22 protein-coding genes are annotated in these 25058 nt (G+C 34.4%); 17 read left to right on the top strand and 5 right to left on the bottom strand.

Annotated elements, in window-relative coordinates; translation table 11 throughout:
* Positions 1-116: 116 nt before the first annotated feature.
* The 5 genes from EV145_RS20725 to panC all read right to left on the bottom strand — a co-directional run bounded on the left by EV145_RS20725 (position 117) and on the right by panC (position 6063).
* Positions 117-2081 (bottom strand): transglycosylase domain-containing protein, encoded by a 1965-nt coding sequence (locus EV145_RS20725; RefSeq protein WP_133527098.1) that lies wholly within the window; start codon positions 2079-2081, stop codon positions 117-119.
* Positions 2082-2101: 20 nt separating this feature from the next.
* A complete protein-coding gene (gene radA, locus EV145_RS20730) occupies positions 2102-3463 on the bottom strand; it encodes a DNA repair protein RadA (protein WP_133527099.1) in 1362 nt (453 codons plus the stop codon).
* Positions 3463-4617, bottom strand: coding sequence for an alpha/beta hydrolase (locus EV145_RS20735; protein ID WP_133527100.1), 1155 nt, complete (start codon positions 4615-4617; stop codon positions 3463-3465). The genes radA and EV145_RS20735 overlap by 1 nt, the downstream gene beginning before the upstream one ends.
* A gap of 202 nt (positions 4618-4819) precedes the next feature.
* On the bottom strand, positions 4820-5170 hold the full coding sequence (gene panD / locus EV145_RS20740; protein WP_035652866.1) for an aspartate 1-decarboxylase: 351 nt from the start codon (positions 5168-5170) through the stop codon (positions 4820-4822).
* 14 nt (positions 5171-5184) lie between these two features.
* Complete coding sequence (gene panC, locus EV145_RS20745; RefSeq protein WP_133527101.1) at positions 5185-6063, bottom strand: pantoate--beta-alanine ligase; 879 nt, start codon at positions 6061-6063, stop codon at positions 5185-5187.
* A 78-nt stretch (positions 6064-6141) separates the two neighbouring features.
* Here panC and EV145_RS20750 point away from each other — a divergent pair, with 78 nt between their 5' ends.
* The 17 genes from EV145_RS20750 (at position 6142) to EV145_RS20830 (ending at position 24995) form a co-directional block, all read left to right on the top strand.
* Positions 6142-6948, top strand: a complete 807-nt coding sequence (locus EV145_RS20750) for a glycogen/starch synthase (protein ID WP_133527102.1) — start codon at positions 6142-6144, stop codon at positions 6946-6948.
* An 18-nt stretch (positions 6949-6966) separates the two neighbouring features.
* Complete coding sequence (locus tag EV145_RS20755; RefSeq protein WP_133527103.1) at positions 6967-8574, top strand: DUF4270 domain-containing protein; 1608 nt, start codon at positions 6967-6969, stop codon at positions 8572-8574.
* Positions 8575-8583: 9 nt separating this feature from the next.
* The gene (gene glmS, locus EV145_RS20760) at positions 8584-10434 is read left to right on the top strand and encodes a glutamine--fructose-6-phosphate transaminase (isomerizing) (protein ID WP_133527104.1); all 1851 of its coding nucleotides are present in this window, start codon (positions 8584-8586) and stop codon (positions 10432-10434) included.
* Positions 10435-10739: 305 nt separating this feature from the next.
* Positions 10740-13529 carry a TonB-dependent receptor gene (locus EV145_RS20765; RefSeq protein ID WP_133527105.1) on the top strand — a complete coding sequence of 930 codons (2790 nt, stop codon included), beginning with the start codon at positions 10740-10742 and terminating at the stop codon, positions 13527-13529.
* A 92-nt stretch (positions 13530-13621) separates the two neighbouring features.
* The gene (locus EV145_RS20770) at positions 13622-15193 is read left to right on the top strand and encodes a G-D-S-L family lipolytic protein (protein WP_133527106.1); all 1572 of its coding nucleotides are present in this window, start codon (positions 13622-13624) and stop codon (positions 15191-15193) included.
* Between the two features lie 232 nt (positions 15194-15425).
* Entirely contained in the window at positions 15426-16937 is a 1512-nt protein-coding gene (atpD, locus tag EV145_RS20775) for a F0F1 ATP synthase subunit beta (protein WP_133527107.1), read from the top strand.
* Between the two features lie 79 nt (positions 16938-17016).
* Positions 17017-17298 (top strand): F0F1 ATP synthase subunit epsilon, encoded by a 282-nt coding sequence (locus EV145_RS20780; RefSeq protein WP_133527108.1) that lies wholly within the window; start codon positions 17017-17019, stop codon positions 17296-17298.
* 105 nt (positions 17299-17403) lie between these two features.
* A complete protein-coding gene (locus tag EV145_RS20785) occupies positions 17404-18540 on the top strand; it encodes an aminotransferase class I/II-fold pyridoxal phosphate-dependent enzyme (RefSeq protein ID WP_133527109.1) in 1137 nt (378 codons plus the stop codon).
* A 41-nt stretch (positions 18541-18581) separates the two neighbouring features.
* Positions 18582-18986: a GxxExxY protein gene (locus EV145_RS20790; RefSeq protein WP_133527110.1), complete on the top strand. Its 405-nt coding sequence runs from the start codon at positions 18582-18584 to the stop codon at positions 18984-18986.
* A 146-nt stretch (positions 18987-19132) separates the two neighbouring features.
* The gene (locus EV145_RS22555) at positions 19133-19330 is read left to right on the top strand and encodes a hypothetical protein (protein ID WP_133527111.1); all 198 of its coding nucleotides are present in this window, start codon (positions 19133-19135) and stop codon (positions 19328-19330) included.
* A gap of 77 nt (positions 19331-19407) precedes the next feature.
* Positions 19408-19602, top strand: a complete 195-nt coding sequence (locus tag EV145_RS20800) for a hypothetical protein (RefSeq protein WP_133527112.1) — start codon at positions 19408-19410, stop codon at positions 19600-19602.
* A gap of 77 nt (positions 19603-19679) precedes the next feature.
* The gene (locus tag EV145_RS20805; RefSeq protein WP_133527113.1) at positions 19680-20543 is read left to right on the top strand and encodes a TraB/GumN family protein; all 864 of its coding nucleotides are present in this window, start codon (positions 19680-19682) and stop codon (positions 20541-20543) included.
* Positions 20544-20550: 7 nt separating this feature from the next.
* Positions 20551-21054, top strand: coding sequence for an RNA polymerase sigma factor (locus EV145_RS20810; protein WP_035652894.1), 504 nt, complete (start codon positions 20551-20553; stop codon positions 21052-21054).
* A complete protein-coding gene (locus EV145_RS20815) occupies positions 21044-21661 on the top strand; it encodes a hypothetical protein (protein ID WP_133527114.1) in 618 nt (205 codons plus the stop codon). The genes EV145_RS20810 and EV145_RS20815 overlap by 11 nt, the downstream gene beginning before the upstream one ends.
* A gap of 70 nt (positions 21662-21731) precedes the next feature.
* Positions 21732-22349, top strand: coding sequence for a dethiobiotin synthase (bioD, locus tag EV145_RS20820; protein ID WP_133527115.1), 618 nt, complete (start codon positions 21732-21734; stop codon positions 22347-22349).
* Between the two features lie 62 nt (positions 22350-22411).
* A complete protein-coding gene (gene bioA, locus EV145_RS20825; RefSeq protein ID WP_133527116.1) occupies positions 22412-23683 on the top strand; it encodes an adenosylmethionine--8-amino-7-oxononanoate transaminase in 1272 nt (423 codons plus the stop codon).
* Between the two features lie 142 nt (positions 23684-23825).
* Complete coding sequence (locus EV145_RS20830; protein WP_133527117.1) at positions 23826-24995, top strand: beta-ketoacyl synthase N-terminal-like domain-containing protein; 1170 nt, start codon at positions 23826-23828, stop codon at positions 24993-24995.
* Positions 24996-25058: the final 63 nt, after the last annotated feature.

Genomic DNA, 25058 nt, shown 5'->3' on the forward strand with positions numbered 1-25058 from the left:
CCCTTTTCTGTTTTAATTTTATTCCCCTAGCTAAAGCTAGGGGCTATAGAAAAACTTTGCGACGCTGCGTCTTTGCGAGAGTAAAATCTTAATGACTTAGTGTATTTGTGACAAATCTACAAATCAAACTCATCATCAACAGGCAAAGAATCATTTTTGACCGCAGTTGAATCCGGCGCTTTGATTTTAATTAAAGAACGCGCAGTTCCTGAAATATAAACCGGCAACTGTCCAAGTGTATCTTCAGGAACTAAAAGTCCACGGCGGAACATTAAATTCTTTAAGAACTTCTGATTCTTTAATGCATAATCTTTCAAATTTCCTTGATCATTAAACTGATACATGAACTTTCTTGGTTTCGGAATAATTGTTGCCAAATACAAACATTCATCAACATTTAATGCTGATGGAGGTTTTTGGAAATAAAAATGACTCGCTTCGCCAATTCCGTAAACATTTGGTCCCCATTCAATAATATTGAAATAAACCTCGAGCATTCTTTCTTTGCTTACAATTCGGTTGTTTTCTAAAATGTAAACTAATAGGATTTCTTCAAGCTTTCGCGAAAGCGTTTTTTCTCGGGTTAAAAACACATTTTTAATCAACTGCATACTAATCGTGCTGGCGCCGCGCGAGAATTTTTTAGTTCTTATGTTCTTTAGAATCGACTGTTTGAAAGCTTCATTTATAAAACCTCGATGTGAAAAGAATGACGGATCTTCTGTTGTTAAAACAGATTTTCTTAAGTAAGGTGAAATCTGGTCTAAAGGCGTATAATTCGGATTTGCATTTCCAACTAAAATTGGTCGTTGCAAAACGTTTTGAATAATCGCGCGGTATACAAATTCGCCATTTAATTTATTTAAATCGGCTTCACCGTATTTGGTAATTCTTAAATCTTCTTTGTTTAGTTTGCTGTCAAAAACAAGTGTATTTGGCTTGTTTTTGTTGAATTTGAAATCTAGTTTATAATCGAAATTTCCAGTTGCCTGCATTCCTTGAAAATGTGTAAATAAACCATCAGGAAGCGAAACGATAAAATCCTGGGCATTCATCTTAGGAATATCTACTTTCAATGTGTAAACAGTGTCTTTTTCAGTGTCGTAAGAAATATACGGGCGTACTTTTATTTTATTTAACTGCATGGTCGAAGTGCTGTCAATAGAAATAAAACTATCCCCTAATAAAAACCGATAATCAAAACGCGCATTTTTGATGACAACATCTTTGCTGGCGATTTTTGGGTGATTGATTTTTAAATTGGTAATCGAAGTAAAGCCGTCAATATGAAGTTCGCTGCCGCTTTTGTCAATTTTTTCGACATTTAATCGGATCGAATCAAAACTAGCTTTTAGGTTATATCGTTCATCAAGATAAGGAACTTTAATCGCTCCAGTGTCTAGATTAAAAAAACGAATATCAGCTTTTTGATTTCTTGGGTCTGCAAAGCCTTTTAGATTCCATTTTTGGTCAAAATCTTTGCTCACAACATGAATATTGGTTTCGAGCTGTTTGTTGTCTAAAACAAGTTTATTGATTGCAATATTTGTCTTTTTTCCGTTGTCATCAATTTTGAATTGGAAGTTCTCCAAATTCATATCGGTCGGAACCAGATTGAGTAATTTTGAAATAATCCGGTAAGCAAAAGCGCCATATTTACGTTTTTCGCTTTTTTCAGAATCATCGCTGTTTCTTTTTAAGAAAGCATCAAAATTTCTGATTTTTCCCTTTTTTACTAATTGAATGTAGCCGTTGTTCACTTTTAAAGTCCCAACTTGAACATCGCCAATTAATAAATTGCTTAAGCTGATGCTTGTTTCGATTTTTTCAATTTTTACAAGTGTGTCTGCGTTTTTTGGAACTAAAACAACATCAGTCAACTTTATACTCGATAAGCCATCGAACGAAGCTTCTTTAATAGAAAAATCACTGTTATAATCAACCGCCATTTTATGGGTAACTTTTGCAATTGCTTGTTTTAAAAGTGAATTGCGAAAAAAGTATAAACCGATGCAAAGCAAAATCAATACTACAGCAAGTATTTTTAGAGCTTTGAATATTTTTTGTTTTGGAAAATTCATAGTGGTATTTTTATCAGAAATCAACCAAAAAGAATACTGGCAACATCTTCAATTTTTGCTACAAGTTCAATTTTGATTCCTGTATTTTTTAAAGCTATTTTGTTGTATTTAGAAACAAAGATCGTATCAAAACCTAATTTTTCAGCTTCTTGAATGCGCTGGTCAACTCGGTTTACTGGACGAATTTCACCAGATAATCCAACTTCGCCTGCAAAACAAAAACCTTTTCCAACCGGAATATCTTCGTTTGATGATAAAATAGCGGCAACAACAGCTAAGTCAATTGCGGGATCATCTACAGAAATTCCGCCAGTTACATTTAGGAAAACGTCTTTTGCACCTAAGCGAAATCCAGCTCTTTTTTCTAAAACAGCCAAAATCATATTTAGTCTTTTGGCGTTGTAGCCTGTTGTGCTTCTTTGAGGCGTTCCGTACACAGCTGTACTTACAAGCGATTGAATTTCGATCATCAATGGGCGCATGCCTTCAAGAGTTGTGGCAATTGCGGTTCCTGATAGTTCTTCGTCTTTATGCGAAATTAAAATCTCTGATGGATTGCTTACTTCGCGCAAACCGCTCCCGAGCATTTCATAAATTCCGAGTTCAGAAGTGGAACCAAAACGGTTTTTCAATGAGCGTAAAATTCTATAGATATGATTTCTGTCACCTTCAAACTGAAGAACGGTATCAACCATATGTTCCAAAATTTTTGGTCCGGCAATATTTCCGTCTTTTGTAATATGCCCAATTAAAATAACCGGAATATTGGTTTCTTTAGCAAATTTTATCAATTCGGCAGTTGTTTCTCTAATTTGAGAAATGCTTCCGGCTGTCGATTCAATATAATCGGTATGCAAAGTCTGAATTGAATCGATGATTACAATTTCGGGCTGAATCGCTTCAATCTGTTTGAAAATATTCTGTGTTTTAGTTTCTGTCAGAATATAACAATTGTCGCTGTTTGGCGTGATTCTTTCGGCACGCATTTTTATTTGTTTCTGACTTTCTTCTCCAGAAACATACAAAGTTTTATAAGGTAATTTTAATGAGATTTGAAGTAAAAGTGTACTTTTTCCGATTCCTGGTTCGCCACCCAAAAGGGTTAAAGATCCTGGAACGATGCCACCGCCTAAAACTCGATTCAATTCGCCGTCAGTAGTATCCATGCGAATTTCCTGAGCCGAATCAATTTCATCAATTTTTAAAGGCCTTGGCGCTTTGTTTGACGAAGTTGGTTCGCTTTTCCAAGCCACTTTTTCCTGCTTCTGAATTATTTCTTCAGCAATTGTGTTCCATTCTTTGCATGCGTTGCACTGTCCCTGCCATTTAGAATATTGGGTACCGCAATTTTGGCAAAAAAAAGAAGTTTTAACTTTTGACATTATTTACTTTTTTTAGAAAGCGTATTCATTTCGTCAATTTTCTCATACATCATGTCTTTGTTCAAATCTCCAATTGGCTCCATTTGAGAGGCATTTTGGTATTTTTTTGAAGCATGTTTAGGATCGCCCATTTTTTCGTACATCAAGCCTAATTCATATTCTCCCAACATGGCTTTCGGATAATTTACATTTCCAATTTCGGCCATTTTTCCTAACTCATCGTAAGCATTTTTCTTTAGAATAATGTTTTCAATTACTTTAAAATCGCTCATTCTGACAGGAACTTGATAGCCTAATATTTCTGACATCGTTGCATATTTCTTTTCTAGATAATCGGCATAACCTGTCTCAAGAATGGCAATTTTATCATTGTATTCAGCAGAATTTATTGGTCTGTAAGATTCAAAAATTTGGTACAAAGCACTCGGAATCGAATGGAGAACCTCGGTATAATGTGTTGCGTTTTTGAATACGTCGTATTTATAATTTACTAACGGATTATTAGCGATTTTAATATTGCTGTTCAATTTTTCAATTGGCTCTTTTATTTTTTTAATATCGCCTTCTCCTGCAGAAAGATAATAGAATATCGGTTTTTGGATTTTTGCAAATTTTTCAGCTATTCGAACTTCCATTTTTGGTGCAAGTTCAGGACTTAAACAGATGTATGCATTGAAAATCGGATTTTCTTTGTACAAATAAAAATTAGCAAAACTCGCTGTAATATCATGACCTGCAATAATTCTGAAAGGCGCAGTGTGGTATTTTTTTTCGATGTACGGAATTAATTCGGCACCTATAAATTCAAAAAATTTCGCTCCTTTTTCAAACGGAAGACCTTCATTTTGATCAATTGTCGAATCGTCTTCACGCTCACCATTTTTGTTTTGATGAATTCCAATAATGATCATTTCCGGAATATCATCCCAGTAAGAACCATAACTCACTGCTCCAGAAAATGGATCAAACAAATAATCTCCATCCAAAAGATATAAAACAGGATAGGTTCTATCTGATTTCTCATCGTAAGAAGGAGGAAGTCCAATTGTTATTCGTCTTTCTTCTCCCAGTTTTTCAGACTGAATATTGTCGAATTTTTTCTGAGAAAAAACAGAAATGGAAATGAATGTCAGCAGCAGGTAAACTTTTTTCATGATTTGTGGCATTTCAGTGAGTTAAAAAGTATTGAAAATTGTATGGCAATATAATACTTTATTTGCTTTTAGATATTTTGGGATTGAAAAAAAAGCAATGATTTCCTACGCTTAATTCGTTTTTTGATTTAAGGCAAAAGAAAATCTGTTTGTGCAAAATATTTTTGACAAATTAAGATTGAAAGTAAGCGTAAAATACGGTTTATGTCAGCGAATTATCATTTTCATTTGGGAAAATGATCCATGGTTTGAAGGTTTTAGCTTCTTCAAATTCCAAGGTTGCATAGGATATAATGATAATGATGTCGTCTTTTTGAACCTTTCTTGCGGCCGGGCCATTAAGAGTGATTTCGCCTGAATTTTTTATACCTTTTATAGCATAAGTTTCAAAGCGTTCGCCATTATTAATGTTAACAATAGATACTTTTTCGCCTTCAATAATATTTGAGGCCTCTAGAAGAGTTTCATCAATAGTAATACTGCCAATATAATTTAAATCAGCTCCAGTAACTTTTACTCGATGAATTTTTGATTTTATAACTTGAATTTGCATGCAGCAAAGGTAATTTAATTTAATGAAATGGTGTCAATTAACCTTATAGAATTAACAAATACCGCTATAAATGCACGGTACTTTTTGTCTATAATTTTATGATCAATAGGTAATAATGTAGATTCGTCAGCAATTACAAAATATTCAAGTTCAAATCTTGGATTGTCCTTGAAAGCATCTTCGACAAATTTAATGGTTTCTTCTGGAGAGCTTTTCTGGAATATTTCTTTGGCCTCGGTAATTACTTTGTATATAATTGAAGCTTCTTTTCTTTCCTCAACAGAAAGGCGTTCATTTCGCGAGCTCATCGCTAAAAGGTTCTCTTCTCTAAAAATTGGACAGCCAACAATATTTACTGGCAAATTATTTTTTTCGACTAGTTTTTTAACAATTTGAAGCTGTTGAAAATCTTTTTCTCCAAAATATGCATTGGTAGGTGTTACGATTTCAAAAAGACGTTTTACAATAGTTCCCACTCCGTTAAAGTGACCTGGTCTGAATTTTCCTTCCATTTGATTTTCTAATCCGTCAAAATCAAATGTTTGTGAAGTTGTGTTTCCTTCATAAATATCTTCGACAGAAGGAGCATATAAAATTATTTTGTCACTTAATCCTCTCATTTTTTTCACATCTTCTTCAAGAGTGCGAGGATATTTCTCTAAATCTTCGGGATTATTGAACTGAGTCGGATTTACGAAAATACTTACAACAGTGTCGTTGTTTTCTTTAAGTGATCGCTGCATTAAAGCTAGATGCCCTTGGTGTAAAGCCCCCATGGTTGGTACAAATCCGATTGTAGAATTTGCTGTTTTGATAGTTTTTAAATAGGCTATCAGAGCTACTTTACCGTAAAAAATATGCATGGCGGTATTATTAAAATTTAGTGCAAACATAATATATTAGTTATAAACTGCATAAAATTTTGTAATTTTGCAACGTTTTTATTACCAAAAATTAAGTAAAATACTATTATGAAAGATAAGAGGATATTATATGTATCATCTGAAGTCGTGCCTTATTTGGCTGAAAATGAGGTTTCTTTAATGTCGTATGACGTTCCAAAAATGATTAACGATCAAGGAGGTCAGATAAGAATTTTCATGCCAAGATATGGAAATATCAACGAAAGAAGACATCAATTACACGAAGTGATCAGGCTTTCTGGAATGAATTTGGTAGTGAATGATTTAGATATGCCATTGATTATTAAAGTTGCTTCAATTCCTAAAGAGAGAATTCAGGTTTATTTTATTGATAATGATGAGTATTTTAAACGTAAAGCAACTTTTGCAGACGAAGAAGGCGCATTGTATCCTGATAATGATGAGCGCGCCATATTTTTTGCTAAAGGAGTTGTTGAAACAGTTAAAAAATTGAACTGGGTTCCAGATATTATTCACGTTCACGGTTGGCTTGCAGCGATGCTTCCTATATATATGAAGCATTATTATAAAAATGAAGCTTTGTTTTCTGAAACTAAAATTGTTACATCGGTTTACGGACAGTCTTTCGATGAAAATTTAGATATGGAAATGATCAACAAAGTTAAATTTGACGGTGTGCCTCATGAATCTGTTTCTGACTTGGAAGTTCCTAATTACGAGAATATATTAAAAGCAAGTATATTACATTCAGATGCTGTAATTATTGCGTCTGAAAATGTTTCCCCAAGTTTAACAAAATTTATAGAATCTTCAGGAAAACCTTTTTTACCTTTCGGCCCGAAAGATGCATTCGCTGAAGCGTATACAAATTTCTACAGAAAAATGGGTCTTTAATTAATTTTAAATTTAAACATGTACAATACTTCTTTTATTAAGAAAATTCTAACAGCGGCAACAGTTGTTTTTTTATATTCCTGTGATAGAGATTTTAATGCGATAGGTGATGAGTTAATCGGAGATAATCACTTTGATTTGACACCGGAGAAATATGATGTTTTAGCCTACAATCAAGAAGTAACACCGGTTCAGTCAAACGGATTGGCGACAAATGCTTTGGGTATTTATGATAATCCGGTTTTGGGTACCACAACAGGAAATTATGTTACTCAAGTGGCTTTGGCAGAGTATGCTCCAACAATTGGTGAAGGTGCTGTTATTGATAGTGTGTATTTAAGTGTTCCTTATTTTAGTCATGTTAAGTCTACTGACGCTAGCGGTAAGCGTACATATGAATTAGATTCTATTTTTGGAGCTGCAGAAGGAAAACTTGATTTAAGTGTATATGAGTCTAAAGTCGTAATGCGCAACAGTTTTTTTGAAAATGGTACGCAATTGCCTCAACTCTATTATACAAGTGAAAATGATGCAGATTTTGATGGAAATATTGGTGCAAAACTTAATACTTCAACTAAAAAAGCCCAAAACACAGAATTCTTTTTCGATAGTGCTGAAATAACAGACAAGACTGTAGATGCTAACGGAAAAGCAACTTTATCGAAAGTGGCTCCGGAAATGCGCTTAATGTTGGATACTAAATTTTTTAAAGAAAAAATTCTTGAGGCTCCTGCGGAAAAATTAGCAACACCAACTTTATTCCAAGATTGGTTTAGAGGATTATATTTCAAAGTAGCAAGATCAGGAGCATATCCAGTAAATTTAGCTTTGATTGATTTTGCAAAAGCAGGTAAAATTACCATTAAGTATAAGGCTAAAACTGCAATTACTACCGATCCTGATGGAACATTGGAGGAGAAGAGCATTGTGATTAACTTGACTGGTGCAACCGCAAGTCTTCAGCAAGATGCCAAGAGCGCAAATTATGCTAATGCAATAAGTGAGTCAAATATAAATAGGACAGAGGGTGATGAGAGTCTTTATATTAAAGGTGGTCAAGGATCGGTTGCGGTAATAGAATTGAGTGGTTTCGCAGCTAAGCTGGCTGAAATTAAAACTAAAAATTGGCTTGTTAATGAAGCGAATTTAGTTTTCTATATTGATTCAGATAAAATGGCGGCGAAAGGCGCTGGCAATTTACAGGCAGATGAACCAAAAAGAGTTTATTTGTATGATTTGACTAATAATGTACCTTTAATTGACTATTCTGACGGTACTTCTGGTTCTTTGGCTAATGATCCTAAAGCTACAAAATATGTTTTCGGAGGTATTATTAATATTGATGAAACTACAAAACGAGGCAAATCGTATAAAATTAGAATTACAAATCATATTCGAAATCTTATAAAAGATGCAACGGCTGTAAACGTAAAATTAGGTTTAGTTGTTACAGAAGATATTGGTGTGATTACATCAAATAAATTAAAATTAAAAAACAGCGTTATTTCAGAAGCGCCAAGAGGTTCGGTTATGGGGCCATTAGGTACCGTGCTGTATGGAGGGAAATCTTCTGTTGCAGAGGATAAAAGACTGAGACTTGAAATTTACTACACGAAACCAAATTAATAAATATATATGTGTGGAATTGTTGGATATATTGGCCATAGAGAGGCATATCCTATTGTTATCAAGGGATTAAAACGACTCGAATACAGAGGTTATGACAGTGCCGGTGTGATGTTGTTTGACAACGAAACTGGAGTAAAACTTTGTAAGACAAAAGGTAAAGTTTCGGATCTTGAAGCTAAGGCTAAAGATAATTTTACAACAAACGGAACTATTGGTATTGGGCATACGCGTTGGGCAACCCACGGAGTGCCAAATGATGTGAATTCGCATCCGCACCTTTCTAATTCTGGTGAACTAGTTATTATTCATAACGGAATTATTGAAAATTATGCACCGCTGAAAGAAGAGTTAATTAAGAGAGGTTATACTTTTAAATCAGATACAGATACCGAAGTTTTAGTAAACTTAATTGAGGAAGTTCAAAAAAACGAAAATATCAAATTAGGAAAAGCAGTGCAAATTGCTTTGAATCAAGTTGTAGGCGCTTATGCAATTGCAGTTTTTGATAAAAAAAATCCTGATGAAATCGTTGCGGCAAGATTAGGAAGCCCGTTAGCAATTGGTGTTGGCGAGGGTGAATATTTTATTGCTTCTGACGCTTCTCCTTTTATTGAATATACTTCAAATGCAATTTATCTTGAAGATGGCGAAATGGCAAATATTAGATTGCATAAGCCTCTTAAAGTTAGAAAAATAAAAGACGACTCATTAGTTGATCCTTATATTCAAGAACTTCAGATGAATTTGGAGCAGATTGAAAAAGGGGGCTATGATCATTTCATGCTAAAAGAAATCTACGAACAGCCAAGTGTAATTAAAGATACATACAGAGGAAGACTTCATGCAAATGAAGGAATTGTTCAAATGGCTGGTGTTGAAGATAATTTGGAGAAATTCTTAAATGCAAAACGTATTCTAATTGTAGCTTGTGGAACTTCATGGCACGCAGGTTTAGTAGCGGAGTATATTTTTGAAGAATTTACTCGTATACCTGTTGAAGTAGAATACGCTTCTGAGTTTAGATATAGAAATCCTATCATAAATAAAGATGATGTTGTAATTGCAATTTCTCAATCTGGAGAAACGGCTGATACAATGGCGGCTATTAAATTAGCAAAAGAAAATGGTGCTTTTGTTTTTGGAGTTTGTAATGTTGTAGGTTCTTCTATCTCAAGAGAAAGTCATGCTGGTGCTTATACACACGCGGGGCCAGAAATTGGAGTAGCTTCTACTAAAGCTTTTACTACGCAGATCACAGTTTTAACAATGATTGCGTTAAGATTAGGAAAAGCAAAAGGAACTTTGACTAATAGTGATTTCCATACTTACTTGCAAGAATTAGAAATAATTCCTGAAAAAGTGGCTGAAGCATTAGAAACAAATGATAGAGCAAAAGAAATTGCTGCGGCTTTTAAAGATGCGCCAAACTGTCTTTATTTAGGTCGTGGGTATAATTTCCCAGTTGCGCTTGAAGGAGCTTTAAAGCTAAAAGAAATTTCATATATCCATGCTGAAGGATATCCTGCAGCAGAAATGAAACACGGTCCTATCGCTTTGATTGATGAGCATATGCCGGTTATTGTAATTGCACCTAAACAAGGACATTACGATAAAATTGTAAGTAACATTCAGGAGATTAAATCTCGAAGCGGTAAAATTATTGCTGTTGTTACTAAAGGTGATACTCAAGTTCGTGAATTAGCAGATTACGTAATCGAAATTCCGGAAACATCTGATGCATTATCTCCGTTAATTACAACTATTCCATTGCAATTACTTTCTTATTATATTGCAGTTATGAGAGGTTGTAATGTTGATCAGCCACGTAATTTGGCAAAATCTGTGACGGTAGAGTAATAGACATAGAATATATAAATGTTAAAAAAGCGAGATTTAGGTCTCGCTTTTTTTTATTATCAGATTTTTTTTCTAACCCCGCTATTTTTATTAAATCCTCAACTTTTTAATCAAATTTTATATGTATGCATACTATTTAAGATTTGAAAAGCCCCGTTGTTGCTGTTAATTGAATAAAATACAATGTGAAAAAGTTAAAATAGTAACAATATTTATGCGTTATATTAATTTTTTTTAACGTTTTTTTATTAATATCAAAAATATTTGTATTTTGGCTAGATAAACTAACCAAAAACCTAACCCAAATGAGAATCTATTTGCTGATTATGTTGTTTTTCTGCGGCGTTTCCTTTGCGCAGAATTCAATTTCTGGTTCTGTTACCGATAGTAACAAACAATCTATCCCTGGTGCCAATGTTAATATAGTAGGAAGTTCAGGTGGAACTTCAACTGATTTTGATGGTACTTTTAAGTTGAATACTGCTTCTAAGCCACCTTTTACAATTAAGGTTTCGGCAGTAGGTTTTGAAACTAAAACAATTAGTGTTACATCTTTGAATCAAAAAATTGATGTAGTACTGAAAGATGAAGAAACTAAATTGGATGAAATTGTAGTTTCGGCTTCCAGAACTCCTGAAAGAATAATTGAATCTCCCGTAACTGTTGAAAGAATGGGGCTTCAAGAAATTAAAAACACAACAGCACCAACATTTTATGATGGTTTAGAAAATTTAAAAGAGGTGCATTTTAATACCAGCAGTATATCTTTTAAATCAATAAATACACGTGGATTTGCGTCTGTAGCAAATACTCGTTTTATGCAATTGGTTGATGGAATGGATAATTCTTCGCCAGCATTAAATTTTGTTTTGGGTAATTTAATTGGTATTTCAGATATTGATGTGTCAAGTGTTGAGCTTTTGCCTGGAGCTTCTTCAGCTCTTTATGGTGCAAATGCTTTTAATGGTATTATGTTTATGAATAGTAAAAGCCCTTTTACTAATGAAGGAATTAGTGTTTACTATAAATATGGGCAGACTTCTCAAGATGCTGCAGGAACAAACGATTATAATGATTTTGGAATTAGAGCGGCTAAAGCGTTTACAGAAACTTTCGCTTTAAAAGCTAATTTCACTTACATGGAAGCTTCAGAATGGATTGCTGCTGATACTAGAAGTATGACTGGCGGTTCTGTGGGGCATGCAATGAATCAGAATTATGATGGATTAAATATTTATGGTGACGAGGTTACTACTTTTATTCCGAACGTAGGACAGGTGAGCAGAACTGGATATCGCGAGCAAGACTTGACTGACAATAAAGTTAAGAGTATGAAAGCTGATTTCAGTGCACACTTTAAACCTTGGAAAGATGATACTGAGTTTATCTTGCAATATAAAATTGGTACAGGAAGTACTATTTATCAAGGAGCAAATAGATATGCTTTGAAAGATTTCTTAATGCAACAAGGTAAATTTGAGGTGAAAGGGAAAAACTTCTTTGGAAGAGTTTATTTTACAAGTGAAGATGCTGGAGATTCTTATGACATGAGATTTGCGGCGTGGAACGTAAACAGAGCTGCAAAATCAGATCAGGAATGGTTTACTAATTATGCAACAGCTTATCAATATTCAGGCGCTGTGATGGGAACAAATGCAAATGAATCTGCTGCAATTGCAAGAAATTTTGCAGATTATAATGTTCTTCCTCCTGCTTTGTCTTTTCTTCCAAAACCAACAGGTTCTGCTAGATTTGAACCAGGTTCAGCACAATTTAACAATGCTCTTGCTAAAGTAATTTCGAATCCTGATTTGACTCAGGGTGCTAAATTTATCGATCACTCAAAATTATATCATTCAGATGTGAATTATAATTTTAAAGATTTGGTTAAATGGGCAGAAATTCAAGTGGGTGGTTCTTGGAGAAAATACATCATGGATTCTGAAGGTACTATCTTTACTGATTATGATGGCCCAATTGAATATAAAGAATATGGAGCGTATGCTCAATTGCAAAAAAAATGGCTTGATGACAGATTTAAATTTACTGGATCTTTACGTTATGACAAAAGTCAAAATTTTGATGGAAATATTTCGCCAAGAGTTTCGTTTACATATGCTGCAGGTGAATCAAAAAGACATAACTTCAGATTGTCTTATCAAACAGGTTTCCGTAATCCAACAACACAAGATCAATATATTGGTTTAGATCTAGGGCCATTTGCCTTAATTGGTTCTGCACCAGAAAACTTAGACAGATTTCAAGAAACAATGCCAGTTAGTTTAGCGGGTCAGGCTGCAGGTGCTCCGGCGACTGTAAATTTATCTGGTCAAAACGCTTATCATAATGCGTATACTGTAGCTTCTGTTCAGGCATTCGCGGCTTCTGCAAATCCTGGAGATCTTCAGGTGGCCAATATTGGTTTGGTAAAACCAGAGCAAGTTCAGGCTTTTGAAGCAGGATATCGTTCTGTGGTTCAAAATGACTTGTCAATTGACTTGAATGCATATTACAACATCTACAATGATTTCATGAATACGGCTAGAGTTATTTCTCCTTACTACGGTACAGTAGGAACAAATCCATCAGATCCAAATGTTCAAATGACTTATGCTGCACTTGCTTTTGGCGACAGAAGAGTTTATCAAGTTTATACAAATACAACTGCTCAAATTTCTTCTTTTGGTGTTGGTGTTGGTTTGTCTAAAAAAGTATATAAAGATTTTGAATTAGGTGTGAACTACAACTACGCGCAGTTTGACTTTGATCAGTCAGAAGATCCAAGTTTTGTGGCTGGATTTAATACGCCAAAACATAGAATCAAAGCTTCTCTTGGAAATGCAAAAGTGGCTAAAAATTTAGGATTTAATGTGAATGTAAGATGGAACACTGAGTATTTATGGCAGTCTTCTTTCGGAGATGGAATGATTCCAGAGAACACTGTTCTTGATGCGCAGGTTAATTACGGTCTTCCAAAGCTTAAATCAGTTATTAAAGTGGGGGCAACTAACCTTTTCGGAAAAGATTATCTTCAGGTAATTGGTGCTGGAGCAATTGGTCAGATGTGGTTTGCTTCTTGGACAATTAATCCATAATTGAAAGAAGTTAATTTGATGAAGTAGGGTTTTCTTTCTGTTTTTTCAAATGGATCAAATGGAAAGAAGTAATAATTTTAAATTTTAATAACATGAAAAAAAATATAAAATGGCTTTTATTGGTTTCTCTAACCTTTATGGCATGTAATAGTGATGATAATGATACGCCTGCAGAAGTTCCGGTTGTTCCTGGTTCGGCAGTTTTTACAAAATATGTTGCGCTCGGAGATTCTTTTGCTGCTGGTTATAGTGATAATGCTTTATTTATAAAAGGTCAAACTAATGCATATCCGAATATTTTAGCGCAGCAATTAGCTGCAGCGGGAGGAGGAGAATTTAAAACTCCTTTAGTGAATGATAATATAGGAGGTTTGCTTTTGGGTGGTAATGTTATTGCAGGAACACGTTTGTATTTTGTTGGACAGACTCAAACTCCAACAAATGTACCTGGAAAACCAACAACAGAGGTTACGACGCATTTAACAGGGACATTTGGTAATTTAGGTGTTCCGGGGGCAAAAAGTTTTCATTTGCTAGCTCCTGGTTACGGAAATGTGGCAGGAGTTGCTACTGGTGCTGCTAATCCTTATTTTGCTAGATTTTCTAGTGCACCGGGAACTACAGTTTTAGCTGATGCAATTGCTCAAAACCCGACGTTCTTCTCTTTATTTATTGGAGGAAATGATGTTTTAGCTTATGCAACTTCTGGAGGGGTAGGAAAAGATCAAACAGGAAATACAAATCCGGCGACATACGGAGGAAGCGATATTACAGATCCAACCGTATTTGCAAATATGTATAATACTTTGGTTACAGGTTTAACTGCTAAAGGCGCAAAAGGAGTAGTGGCAAATTTGCCATACATTACCGCTTTGCCTTATTTTACAACAGTTCCTTATAATCCGCTTACGCCAAAAATTCTTGGAAATGGCAACGAAGCAGTAGGTAAAGCAACGATACAAGCATTAAATGCTCAGTTATATGGTCCTTTAAAACAAGCATTGACTGCTTTTGGTGCAGGAGACCGAATTAATTTATTGTCAGAAACAGCTACAAATCTTCCGCTTCTTATAAAAGATGAAAGTTTGACAAATCTATCAGCGCAGTTGACTGCTGCATTTACTCCAACATTGGGAGCGCAAACAGCTGCTTTTTATGGCGCAGTGTTTGGTCAGGCAAGACAAGCAAAAGCTACCGATTTAGTAGTTTTGACTACTAGAGCTGATATTGGTACTGCTCCGACCGCAGCAAATTCTGGTTTAGGAATTGCACCTCCGGCTCCTTTGGATAAATTTGGGATAACGTATCCGTTACAAGATAAACATGTATTGGTTCCAACAGAAACAGCAGAGGTTAAAAAAGCTACCGATGCTTATAATGTTACTATTGAAAGTATTGCTAAAGCAAAAGATCTGGCTTTTGTTGATACAAAGGCAACTTTGACGCAATTATCAAGTGGTGGAATTAGATTTGGTAATTTTGTAATGTCATCTTCTTTTGCAACTGGTGGTGCTTTCTCATTAGACGGAGTTCATCCAAGTGCAAGAGGTTATGGTTTGATTGCTAATATTTTTATAGACGCCATTAATGCAAAATATGGTTCAACTTTGCGTCATGTTGATTTGGCTTTGTATCCAATTCAATATCCGCAAGTAATTCAATAATGCCAATTTTTTTTAGTAAAAAGCCACTCATTTTTAAAATGCAGTGGCTTTTTTTATTTTGTTAAAAAATACAATTTTAGTTATTTGAGGGCTTAGTTTTAGGAATCAAACAAAATGATGCTATTTTTTATGAAAAAAAAATTGATTTTATATTTTAAAAAATTATCTTTGCGCTCTGAAAAAAGAGGTATTTTCGATAAACCTAAATAGCTATTTAATAAATACATAAGTAATGTCAAAAGTAATAGGAAAAGTTGCTCAAATCATTGGACCAGTAGTTGACGTAGTTTTCAACGGTAAGGATGTTGAACTTCCAAAAATTTATGATTCATTAGAAATCACAAAAAAAGATGGAACATTATTAGTTCTTGAAGTACAATCTCACATTGGAGAAAACACTGTTCGTACAATCTCTATGGACTCTACAGACGGTTTGTCTAGAGGATATGAAGTAGTTGGAACTGGTAATCCAATCCAAATGCCAATCGGTCCAGACGTATATGGAAGATTATTCAATGTAATTGGAGATGCAATTGATGGTTTAGGAAACTTGCCAAAAACAGGAGAAAACGGTTTGTCTATTCACAGACAAGCTCCTAAATTCGAAGATTTATCAACTTCATCTGAAGTTTTATTCACAGGTATTAAAGTAATCGATTTGATCGAGCCTTATGCAAAAGGAGGTAAAATTGGATTGTTTGGTGGTGCTGGTGTTGGTAAAACAGTATTGATTCAGGAGTTGATCAACAATATCGCAAAAGGTCACGGTGGACTTTCAGTATTCGCAGGAGTAGGAGAAAGAACACGTGAAGGAAATGACTTGCTTCGTGAGATGTTAGAGTCAGGAATTATTAAATACGGTGATGATTTCATGCACTCTATGGAAAATGGAGGATGGGATTTATCTAAAGTAGATGTTCCAGGAATGAGAGAGTCTAAAGCTACTTTCGTTTTCGGACAAATGAATGAGCCTCCTGGAGCTCGTGCTCGTGTAGCACTTTCAGGATTATCTATCGCTGAGTATTTCCGTGATGGAGCTGGAACTGATCAAGGTAAAGATGTATTATTCTTCGTTGATAACATTTTCCGTTTTACACAAGCAGGTTCTGAAGTATCAGCACTTTTAGGTCGTATGCCTTCTGCAGTAGGATACCAACCAACTCTAGCAACAGAGATGGGAGCTATGCAAGAGCGTATTACATCTACAAACAAAGGATCTATTACATCTGTACAAGCGGTTTACGTTCCTGCGGATGACTTAACTGACCCGGCGCCAGCAACAACGTTTGCTCACTTAGATGCTACAACAGTATTGTCTCGTAAAATTGCTGAGTTAGGTATTTATCCAGCGGTTGACCCGTTAGATTCTACTTCAAGAATTTTGACTCCTCAAATTTTAGGAAATGAGCACTACGACTGTGCACAAAGAGTAAAAGAGATTCTTCAAAAATACAAACAACTTCAAGATATTATCGCGATTCTTGGTATGGAAGAGTTATCTGAAGAAGATAAATTATCTGTATCTAGAGCACGTCGTGTACAACGTTTCTTGTCTCAGCCGTTCCACGTTGCTGAGCAGTTTACTGGTATTCCTGGAGTATTAGTTGATATTAAAGATACGATCAAAGGTTTCAACATGATTATTGATGGTGAGTTAGATCACCTTCCAGAAGCAGCTTTCAACTTGAAAGGTTCTATTCAGGATGCTATCGAAGCTGGAGAAAAAATGTTGGCTGAAGCATAATTTGGTTGTTAGTTGTTAGTTGTTAGTTGTTAGAAAGCAACCATCAACCATCAACGATCAACTATTAACTAAAAAAAATATGATTTTAGACATAGTATCACCAGAAGCAAAATTATTTTCAGGACAAGTGACTTCAGTTACGGTTCCTGGAGTTGATGGAAGCTTTCAAATTTTGAATAATCACGCTCCTATTGTTTCTATTCTTGAAAAAGGAACTATAAAAATTGCAGCGCCAAGCTTTAATTTTTCTAAAGAGGTAGCAGATAAATTTATGAGAGTTAATGACCAAACTTATACATTAGAGATTACGTCAGGTACAATCGAAATGAAAGACAATAAAGTAATTGTTTTAGTTGACTAATACAATTTCAAAATAAATGAAAAGCCAAACAGTAATGTTTGGCTTTTTTTATGTCCAAAAGTTTCTTTTATTTAATTTCTAATTCAATTTCATAACTTTGCTTTCATGAAATTACCTGAAAATCTTATTCAAAAGCTTGAGAACAGAAAGCAAAATAATTCGTTAAGAAAATTGCCAAGTTTTAATAACCTTGTTGATTTTTCGTCAAACGATTATATCGGATTTTCAAAATCGGAATCTATTTTTAAACTTTCGCACCATTATTTAATTGAAAATGAAATCGTTCAAAATGGAGCTACTGGTTCACGATTAATATCAGGTAATCATTCTTTATACCAAGTTGCGGAATCTTTTATAGCGCAATTTCATGAGGCTGAATCGGCTTTAATTTTTAATTCGGGTTACGATGCCAATGTTGGTTTTTTTAGTGCTTTACCGCAACGAAATGATGTTATTTTGTATGACGAGTTAAGTCATGCTTCTATTCGTGACGGAATTGCAATGTCAAATGCAAAATCTTATAAATTCAATCACAACGATTTTGAAGATTTAGAGCGTCTGATTGTAAAGTTTCCTGATACAAATATCTATGTTGTTACCGAAACTGTTTTTTCAATGGATGGTGATAGTCCTAATTTAGAAGAATTAGTAGATTTAACAGAAAAATATAATTGCTACTTAATAGTCGATGAAGCCCACACTCTGGGTGTTTTTGGAGAAAAAGGAGAAGGCTTGACGCAATATCTGCAACTGCATAACAGAATTTTTGCCCGAATTATGACATTCGGAAAAGGTCTTGGTTGTCACGGTTCGGTGGTGTTGGGAAGTTTTGAACTTAAAGAATATCTTGTAAACTTCTCCAGAAGTTTTATTTACACAACAGGTTTGTCTCCACATGCTGTTGCTACGATCTTGATTGCTTACCAACACTTAGAATCAGAAAAAGAATCGATTGAAAAATTACGTCAGAATATCATTTTCTTTAATCAGCAGAAAAGTTTATTGGGATTAAAGACAATGTTTGTCCGAAGTAAATCGGCAATACAATCTGCTATTGTTCCGGGAAATGGAAAAGTGAAACAGTTAGCACAGCAACTGCAAGATAAAGGTTTTGATGTCAAACCGATTCTTTCACCTACAGTTCCTGAAGGTCAGGAACGACTTCGTTTTTGTATTCACAGTTATAATTCTGAAGAAGAAATCAATCTGGCTTTAGAATTATTAAGAAATTTCGTATTTTAGCGCACAGATGACGCTGATTTAGCGGATTGTCGCAGATGATTATGGCAGATTTATTACACAAGGAAATTTCTAAACCAATTTTGAAAATTTTTTACGATGTTTATAACGAACTTGGTTATGGCTTTCTTGAAAAAGTATATCAAAATGCAATGTACTTCGAATTAAAAGCACAAGGCTATAAAGTAGAAGCTCAGAAGCAAATAAAAGTTTATTTCAAAAATCAGTTAGTCGGAGAATTTTATGCTGATTTATTAATTGAAGACACAATAATTGTTGAACTCAAGGTTTGTGAATATCTTATCAGTTCTCATATAGCTCAATTAATGAACTATCTAAAATCAACTCAAATTCAAGTTGGCTTGTTGTTGAATTTTGGAGAAACGCCAGAATTTAAGCGCATTATCTACACAAAAAATAGAAAACAAAATATCAATAATCTGCGATAATCTGTTGGATCAGTTCGATCGGTGGGCTTTTTTTTTCTTCTCTAAAGTATTGTATTTCCTCACTTTTTAAAAAAAGTTGAAAATTTTTTGTAACGTTTTGATTATTCGATTACTTACGAGCCGTAATCAAATAAACCAAAATAATTATGAAAACACAATCAACTTCAAAAAAAGAAAGAACTTCAAGCTTTGTATTTATATTTTGTACTTCTCTCGGATTAGGGTACACTTTAGCAAACCATTTTATTTTCGATAAACCAAGAACAGAAACGCTCATTGTAATGATTTGTTTATTTGTGATTTCAATCGCTTCTTGGCAACGAAAAAAATTCATGAAGAATTAACAGCGTTTTTCAATCATCAAATCAATCAATCAAATTTTATTCAATCATCAATCATTAATCAATAAATCAAATCAATTATGAAAACAACATCAACTTCAATCGGCGAAAAAATCTTCAATTTCTTGTTTGTTCAATTAGCTTCTGCAGGACTAGCTTATTCTCTTGTAAACCAATTTATTTTAGACAAACCAAATAAAGACCTGCTTCTAACTATGCTTTGTTTGTTTTTTGCTTCTTTGGCTTGTTGGCAAAGAAAAAAATACAGCAAATAATAAGAAGTTTTAAAATCATCAATCAAATCAATCAAATCAAATCAATCAAACATCATCAATCAAAATCAATCAACATTATGAAAAATTTACTTACATCAGCAATCGCAGTAATCTTATTAGTTTTTAGTGGAAAAACTCAAGCGCAAACAAAATCTCCAAAACTAGAAAATTCTCTTTTATGGGAAGTTTCAGGAAACGGTTTAGCAAAACCATCCTATCTGTACGGAACCGTTCATATGATTTGTGCGGGAGATTTTTTTCTTACCGAAAAAACAAAAAAAGCATTTGCATCGTCAGAGAAATTGGTTTTAGAGGTAAATCTGGCTGACCCAAAAGAATTGAGTGATATGCAAAAAATGGCAATGGGTAAAGAACCATTAAGTAAAAAATTAACGCCAACGCAACTCGCCGATTTAGATAAAATATTGAAAACAACGACAGGAATGAGTGTTCAACAAGTAGATAGCTTTACTCTAATGACAGTTATGAGTTTAATTTCGGTGAAAACATTTGGTTGTACAGATTTAAAATTTTATGAGATGAGCTTTATAGAAATGGCTAAATCTCGAAATATTGAAACTGTGGGTCTTGAAACAATTAAATCGCAATTAGAAAGTGTCGACAAAGCGTTTTCTGATGATGAAATGATTGCTTCTTTGGCAGAGTATAATACAAATGAAACTACTAAATTAGTAACGAATTATAAAAGTGAAAATTTAGGTGAGTTGTTCAAAGGTATCACAGATGAAAAATATATGAATGCGAAGGCAAGAAAATATATGCTTGACAATCGAAATGAAAATTGGGTAACGCAATTGCCTGAAATGATGAAAAAAGAAAGTGTATTTGTTGCCGTGGGAGCTGGACATTTGGGCGGAGAGTTGGGATTAATTAATTTATTAAGAAAAGCAGGATATATTGTAAAACCAGTAATGAATTAAAACAATTTTGAAAGAGAAAGAGCAAGAGTTTTTAAATCGGATAGAAAGTCACAAAGGAATTCTGTACAAAGTTTCAAAAATGTACATGGACAATTATGATGATCAGCAGGATTTGTTTCAGGAGATTGTCTGTCAGCTTTGGAAATCGTATGATACGTTTCGAAATGAAAGCCAATTTTCGACCTGGATGTATCGAGTGGCCGTTAATACCGCTATCGTTTTCCTGAGAAAAGAAAAACGAAAGGTGGATAAATACGAAATTGCTTCGGAGAATATTAAAGATGATGAAGGCGACTCGCATATAAAAGAAAGTCAGCTGGATCATTTTTATAAAGCAGTTCAGAAATTGGAAAAAATTGACAAAGCTATCATCTTCTATCAACTCGAGGGTTTTTCGCATAAGGAAATTGGAGAGAATCTTGGAATTTCTGAAGGAAACGCAAGAGTGAAATTAAACAGAGCAAAAGAAAAATTAAAAGAAATAATTAAAAATCAGGGATATGGATTTTAACGATATACAAAACGCATGGAATAACGAGAAGACTGAAAATGTCGTTCTTCCAGATAATTTAGAAAAAATACAGTCGGCCAATACACCATTGGATAAGATTAAGAAAAATTTAAAAATGGAATTTTTTCATCAAAGCATTTCAATTGTCCTTATCGGATTTATTCCTTTAATATTTGATTTTCCGCAAAAAGGAATAATGTTGTTTTACTTACTTTTTAGCTTTTTTGTGGCGATTTGCGTTTATTATTTAGCAAAACTTTATTTCTTTTATAAAAGATTGGGCGCTATCACATTAAAAACAAAAGACAGTTTGTATGAAACTTATTTTGATATTAGACTGAATATGGAATTGTACAAAACTTGGGGATTTGCATTAACTCCTTTTATGATTATGGCCACAATAGGTCTTTTGTATAATGACCTTTCTAAAAAAATCCCTGGCTTTTTAACTACAGGAATAACAAATTATCAATTGGTCGTATTGTTTGGAATTGTTGTTTTTAGCATGCTTTTTATGGGAGTTGCTTTAGAATGGTGGGTGCATAAATTTTATGGAAAATATGCCAAAGAAATCAAAAAAGTAATTGACGAACTAAAAGAAGAATAAAACTCAACCCATCGTAATTGATGGGTTTCTTGTTTTTATTGGTATTTTTGTATTTCATTAAAATAAAAAAATGAAGATATTTATTACAGGAATTTCTACTGATGTTGGCAAAACTGTAGCTTCGACTATTGTAGTTGAAGCTTTAGAGGCCGATTATTGGAAACCGATACAAGCCGGAGATTTAGATTTGAGCGACACTCACAAGGTGAAAGCTAAAATTTCCAATTCAAAATCGCATTTTTTTCCGAATGCTTACGAGTTAAACACGCCGGCAAGTCCGCATTTGGCAGCTGAAATTGATGGAATTACAATTGATTTGAAAAATATTCAAGAGCCAAAAACAGAAAATCATTTGGTTATTGAAGGAGCGGGAGGGATTTTTGTTCCGCTAAATGAAAAAGATACGATTGTAGATTTGATTCAGAAGGATTATAAAGTAATTGTGGTTTCGAGACATTATTTAGGAAGCATCAATCATACTTTGTTGACTATTGAAGCTATTCAAAATAGAGGTTTTGAAGTCGCCGGAATTATCTTCAGCGGAAGCGAAAACAAATCGACTGAAAGTTTAATTCTGAATAAAACTGGAATTAAATGTATCGGAAGAATTGATGAAGAACCTTATTTCGATCAAAACGTCATTCGCGAATACGCTGATTTGTTTCGAGAAAACCTTTTGAAAATGTAAAATGTGTTTTGTAAAAAGTAAAATGCTTTCATCTCACATCTAACAAAAAACATTTCACCACTATGACATTAACAGAAAAAGACAGCCAATACCTTTGGCATCCTTATACACAGCACAAAACATCACAAACACCAATTGCCATTTCTAGAGGAGAAGGCGCATTGCTTTGGGACGAAAACAATAAAGAATATATTGATGCAATTGCGTCTTGGTGGGTTAATCCGTTTGGGCACAGCAATAAATTTATTGCCGATGCGATCTACAAACAGTTGACGACTTTAGAACATGTTTTATTTGGAGGTTTTACACACGAACCTGCAATAAAAGTCGCTGAAAAATTAATGGAAATTTTGCCAAAGAATCAGCAAAAAATCTTCTTTTCTGATAATGGTTCAACTGCGGTTGAAGTGGCAATTAAAGTAGCATTGCAATATTTTTTCAATAAAAATGAAAAGCGTACAACTATAATTGCTTTCGAAAATGCCTTTCATGGAGATACTTTTGCTGCCATGGCGGCAAGCGGTATTTCATTTTATACACAAGCTTTTCAAGGAATGTTTATTGATGTTGTCCGAATTCCGGTTCCGATAAAAGGGCAGGAGGAAGCAAGTTTTGAGGCACTGAAAAATGTAATTGAAAAACATAATTGCGCTGGATTCATTTTCGAGCCTTTGGTTCAAGGTGCAGCCGGAATGGTAATGTACGAACCAGAAGCCTTATCAAAACTGATCGGAATTTGCAAAGAAAACAATGTTTTAACCATTGCCGATGAAGTAATGACAGGCTTTGGTAAAACGGGAAAAACCTTTGCAATGGATTATGTCGATGCCGATCCAGATATGATTTGTTTGTCGAAAGCGTTAACCGGCGGTACAATTCCAATGGCGATTACGACTTTTACCCAAGAAGTTTTTGATGCTTTTTATGACGATGATATCAATAAAGCATTATTTCACGGTCATACTTTTACTGCAAATCCAACAGGTTGTGCTGCAGCATTGGCCAGTATCGATTTATTGCAGACTAATGAAATGCAGGCTAATATTGAAAGAATCCATAAAAGCCACTTAACATTTCAAAAGAAAATTGAAAGTCATGCAAAAGTAATAACAGCCAGAACGTTGGGAGTTATTTTTGCTGTAGAAATCAAATCTGATTCGGAGGAAAGCTACTATGGATCGATGCGTACAAAATTGTATAATTTCTTTATCAATAAAGGAGTTATTTTAAGACCGGTTGGAAACATCGTTTACATTCTTCCTCCATACATAATGACAGATGAACAACTTCAAAAAGTCTATAAGACAATTGAAGAGGCCATAGAAATGGTTTAATCCGCGTCATCCGTGTTCCATTTTTAATAAAGCTTTGTAAACTTTATAGACAATTAATTCAAACATTTTATAAACTTTTGCGACCTTTGCGTAAACCTTCGCGACCTTTGCGGTTAAATGCAATTAGCATAAAAACAATATTTTGAATACACAAAAAATCTCCATAACAGCTTTTTCTTCTATTTCTCCTTTAGGAAATAATACTGATGAAGTTTGGAAAAAATACCTCGATAACCAACACTGCTTTTCGAAACGATTTTTAGATCAGCAGGAAACTTCTGTTGCTGCTTTAAGTGCGGAATCAAAACAGATTGTTTCTGAGATTAGGGAATCAGATCCTAAATATAAGTTTTTAGATGATTCGGTTTTGTTTGCTTTGGCAGCTTCGCGTAAAGCGGTTGAACAGGCAGGCTGGAGCTCAGATGATGTTTTCGGAATAAATATTGGCTCTTCAAGAGGAGCGACTGATTTATTTGAAAAACATTTTAAAGAATATATCAACACGGGGAAAGCTCAGACTTTAGCTTCGCCGACGACTACATTGGGAAATATTTCGTCTTGGATTGCTCATGATTTGCAAAGCACAGGTCCAGAAATTTCGCATTCTATAACTTGTTCCACAGCGCTTCATGCCTTATTAAATGGCGTTGCTTGGCTGAAATCTGGAATGGCAGATAAGTTTTTGGTAGGTGGAAGTGAAGCGCCATTGACCGATTTTACTATTGCTCAAATGAGAGCTTTGAAAATCTATTCTCGTATTGATCAAGATCAGGAAGCTTGGCCAAATCTGGCTTTTGATTTTGAGAAAACGCAAAATACAATGATTTTAGGGGAAGGAGCAGCAGTTTGCTGTCTGGAAGCAGGAGAAACAGAAAATGCCATTGCTTATGTAACCGGAGTAGGTTATGCAACGGAAGTATTAGAACATAATATTTCGATTTCTGCGGAAGCAACTTGTTTTCAGAAATCAATGAAAATGGCCTTGAAAGAGGAAGATTTAGAAAGTATTGATGCGATCGTGATGCATGCACCAGGAACAATCAAGGGAGATTTGACCGAATTGCGCGCAATTGAGAAAGTCTTTGGAGCGAAATTGCCTTTGCTGACCACTAATAAGTGGAAAATAGGTCACACGTTTGGTGCTTCTGGAATTTTGAGTTTAGAATTAGCGCTTATGATGATGCAGCAGGATACGTTTATTGCTGTGCCATTTGGAGAAAAACAGAATCAGAATAAAGCGATAAAAAAGGTTTTAATTAATGCTGTTGGTTTTGGCGGAAATGCAGTCAGTGTGTTAATTGAAAAGAGATAATTAAAGAAGAAAAACTTCTGAATATAATAAAAAAAACCATCCGTGACGGCGGATGGTTTTTTT

Source organism: Flavobacterium sp. 245 (genome assembly GCF_004362055.1).
Taxonomy (GTDB): Bacteria; Bacteroidota; Bacteroidia; order Flavobacteriales; family Flavobacteriaceae; genus Flavobacterium.

What these genes read in the sequence shown, in the direction of transcription:
- EV145_RS20725 (WP_133527098.1), bottom strand. Translation starts at nt 2,081, where the DNA reads ATGAATTTTCCAAAACAAAAAATATTCAAAGCTCTAAAAATACTTGCT.
- radA (WP_133527099.1), bottom strand. Translation starts at nt 3,463, where the DNA reads ATGTCAAAAGTTAAAACTTCTTTTTTTTGCCAAAATTGCGGTACCCAA.
- EV145_RS20735 (WP_133527100.1), bottom strand. Translation starts at nt 4,617, where the DNA reads ATGAAAAAAGTTTACCTGCTGCTGACATTCATTTCCATTTCTGTTTTT.
- panD (WP_035652866.1), bottom strand. Translation starts at nt 5,170, where the DNA reads ATGCAAATTCAAGTTATAAAATCAAAAATTCATCGAGTAAAAGTTACT.
- panC (WP_133527101.1), bottom strand. Translation starts at nt 6,063, where the DNA reads ATGTTTGCACTAAATTTTAATAATACCGCCATGCATATTTTTTACGGT.
- EV145_RS20750 (WP_133527102.1), top strand. Translation starts at nt 6,142, where the DNA reads ATGAAAGATAAGAGGATATTATATGTATCATCTGAAGTCGTGCCTTAT.
- EV145_RS20755 (WP_133527103.1), top strand. Translation starts at nt 6,967, where the DNA reads ATGTACAATACTTCTTTTATTAAGAAAATTCTAACAGCGGCAACAGTT.
- glmS (WP_133527104.1), top strand. Translation starts at nt 8,584, where the DNA reads ATGTGTGGAATTGTTGGATATATTGGCCATAGAGAGGCATATCCTATT.
- EV145_RS20765 (WP_133527105.1), top strand. Translation starts at nt 10,740, where the DNA reads ATGAGAATCTATTTGCTGATTATGTTGTTTTTCTGCGGCGTTTCCTTT.
- EV145_RS20770 (WP_133527106.1), top strand. Translation starts at nt 13,622, where the DNA reads ATGAAAAAAAATATAAAATGGCTTTTATTGGTTTCTCTAACCTTTATG.
- atpD (WP_133527107.1), top strand. Translation starts at nt 15,426, where the DNA reads ATGTCAAAAGTAATAGGAAAAGTTGCTCAAATCATTGGACCAGTAGTT.
- EV145_RS20780 (WP_133527108.1), top strand. Translation starts at nt 17,017, where the DNA reads ATGATTTTAGACATAGTATCACCAGAAGCAAAATTATTTTCAGGACAA.
- EV145_RS20785 (WP_133527109.1), top strand. Translation starts at nt 17,404, where the DNA reads ATGAAATTACCTGAAAATCTTATTCAAAAGCTTGAGAACAGAAAGCAA.
- EV145_RS20790 (WP_133527110.1), top strand. Translation starts at nt 18,582, where the DNA reads ATGGCAGATTTATTACACAAGGAAATTTCTAAACCAATTTTGAAAATT.
- EV145_RS22555 (WP_133527111.1), top strand. Translation starts at nt 19,133, where the DNA reads ATGAAAACACAATCAACTTCAAAAAAAGAAAGAACTTCAAGCTTTGTA.
- EV145_RS20800 (WP_133527112.1), top strand. Translation starts at nt 19,408, where the DNA reads ATGAAAACAACATCAACTTCAATCGGCGAAAAAATCTTCAATTTCTTG.
- EV145_RS20805 (WP_133527113.1), top strand. Translation starts at nt 19,680, where the DNA reads ATGAAAAATTTACTTACATCAGCAATCGCAGTAATCTTATTAGTTTTT.
- EV145_RS20815 (WP_133527114.1), top strand. Translation starts at nt 21,044, where the DNA reads ATGGATTTTAACGATATACAAAACGCATGGAATAACGAGAAGACTGAA.
- bioD (WP_133527115.1), top strand. Translation starts at nt 21,732, where the DNA reads ATGAAGATATTTATTACAGGAATTTCTACTGATGTTGGCAAAACTGTA.
- bioA (WP_133527116.1), top strand. Translation starts at nt 22,412, where the DNA reads ATGACATTAACAGAAAAAGACAGCCAATACCTTTGGCATCCTTATACA.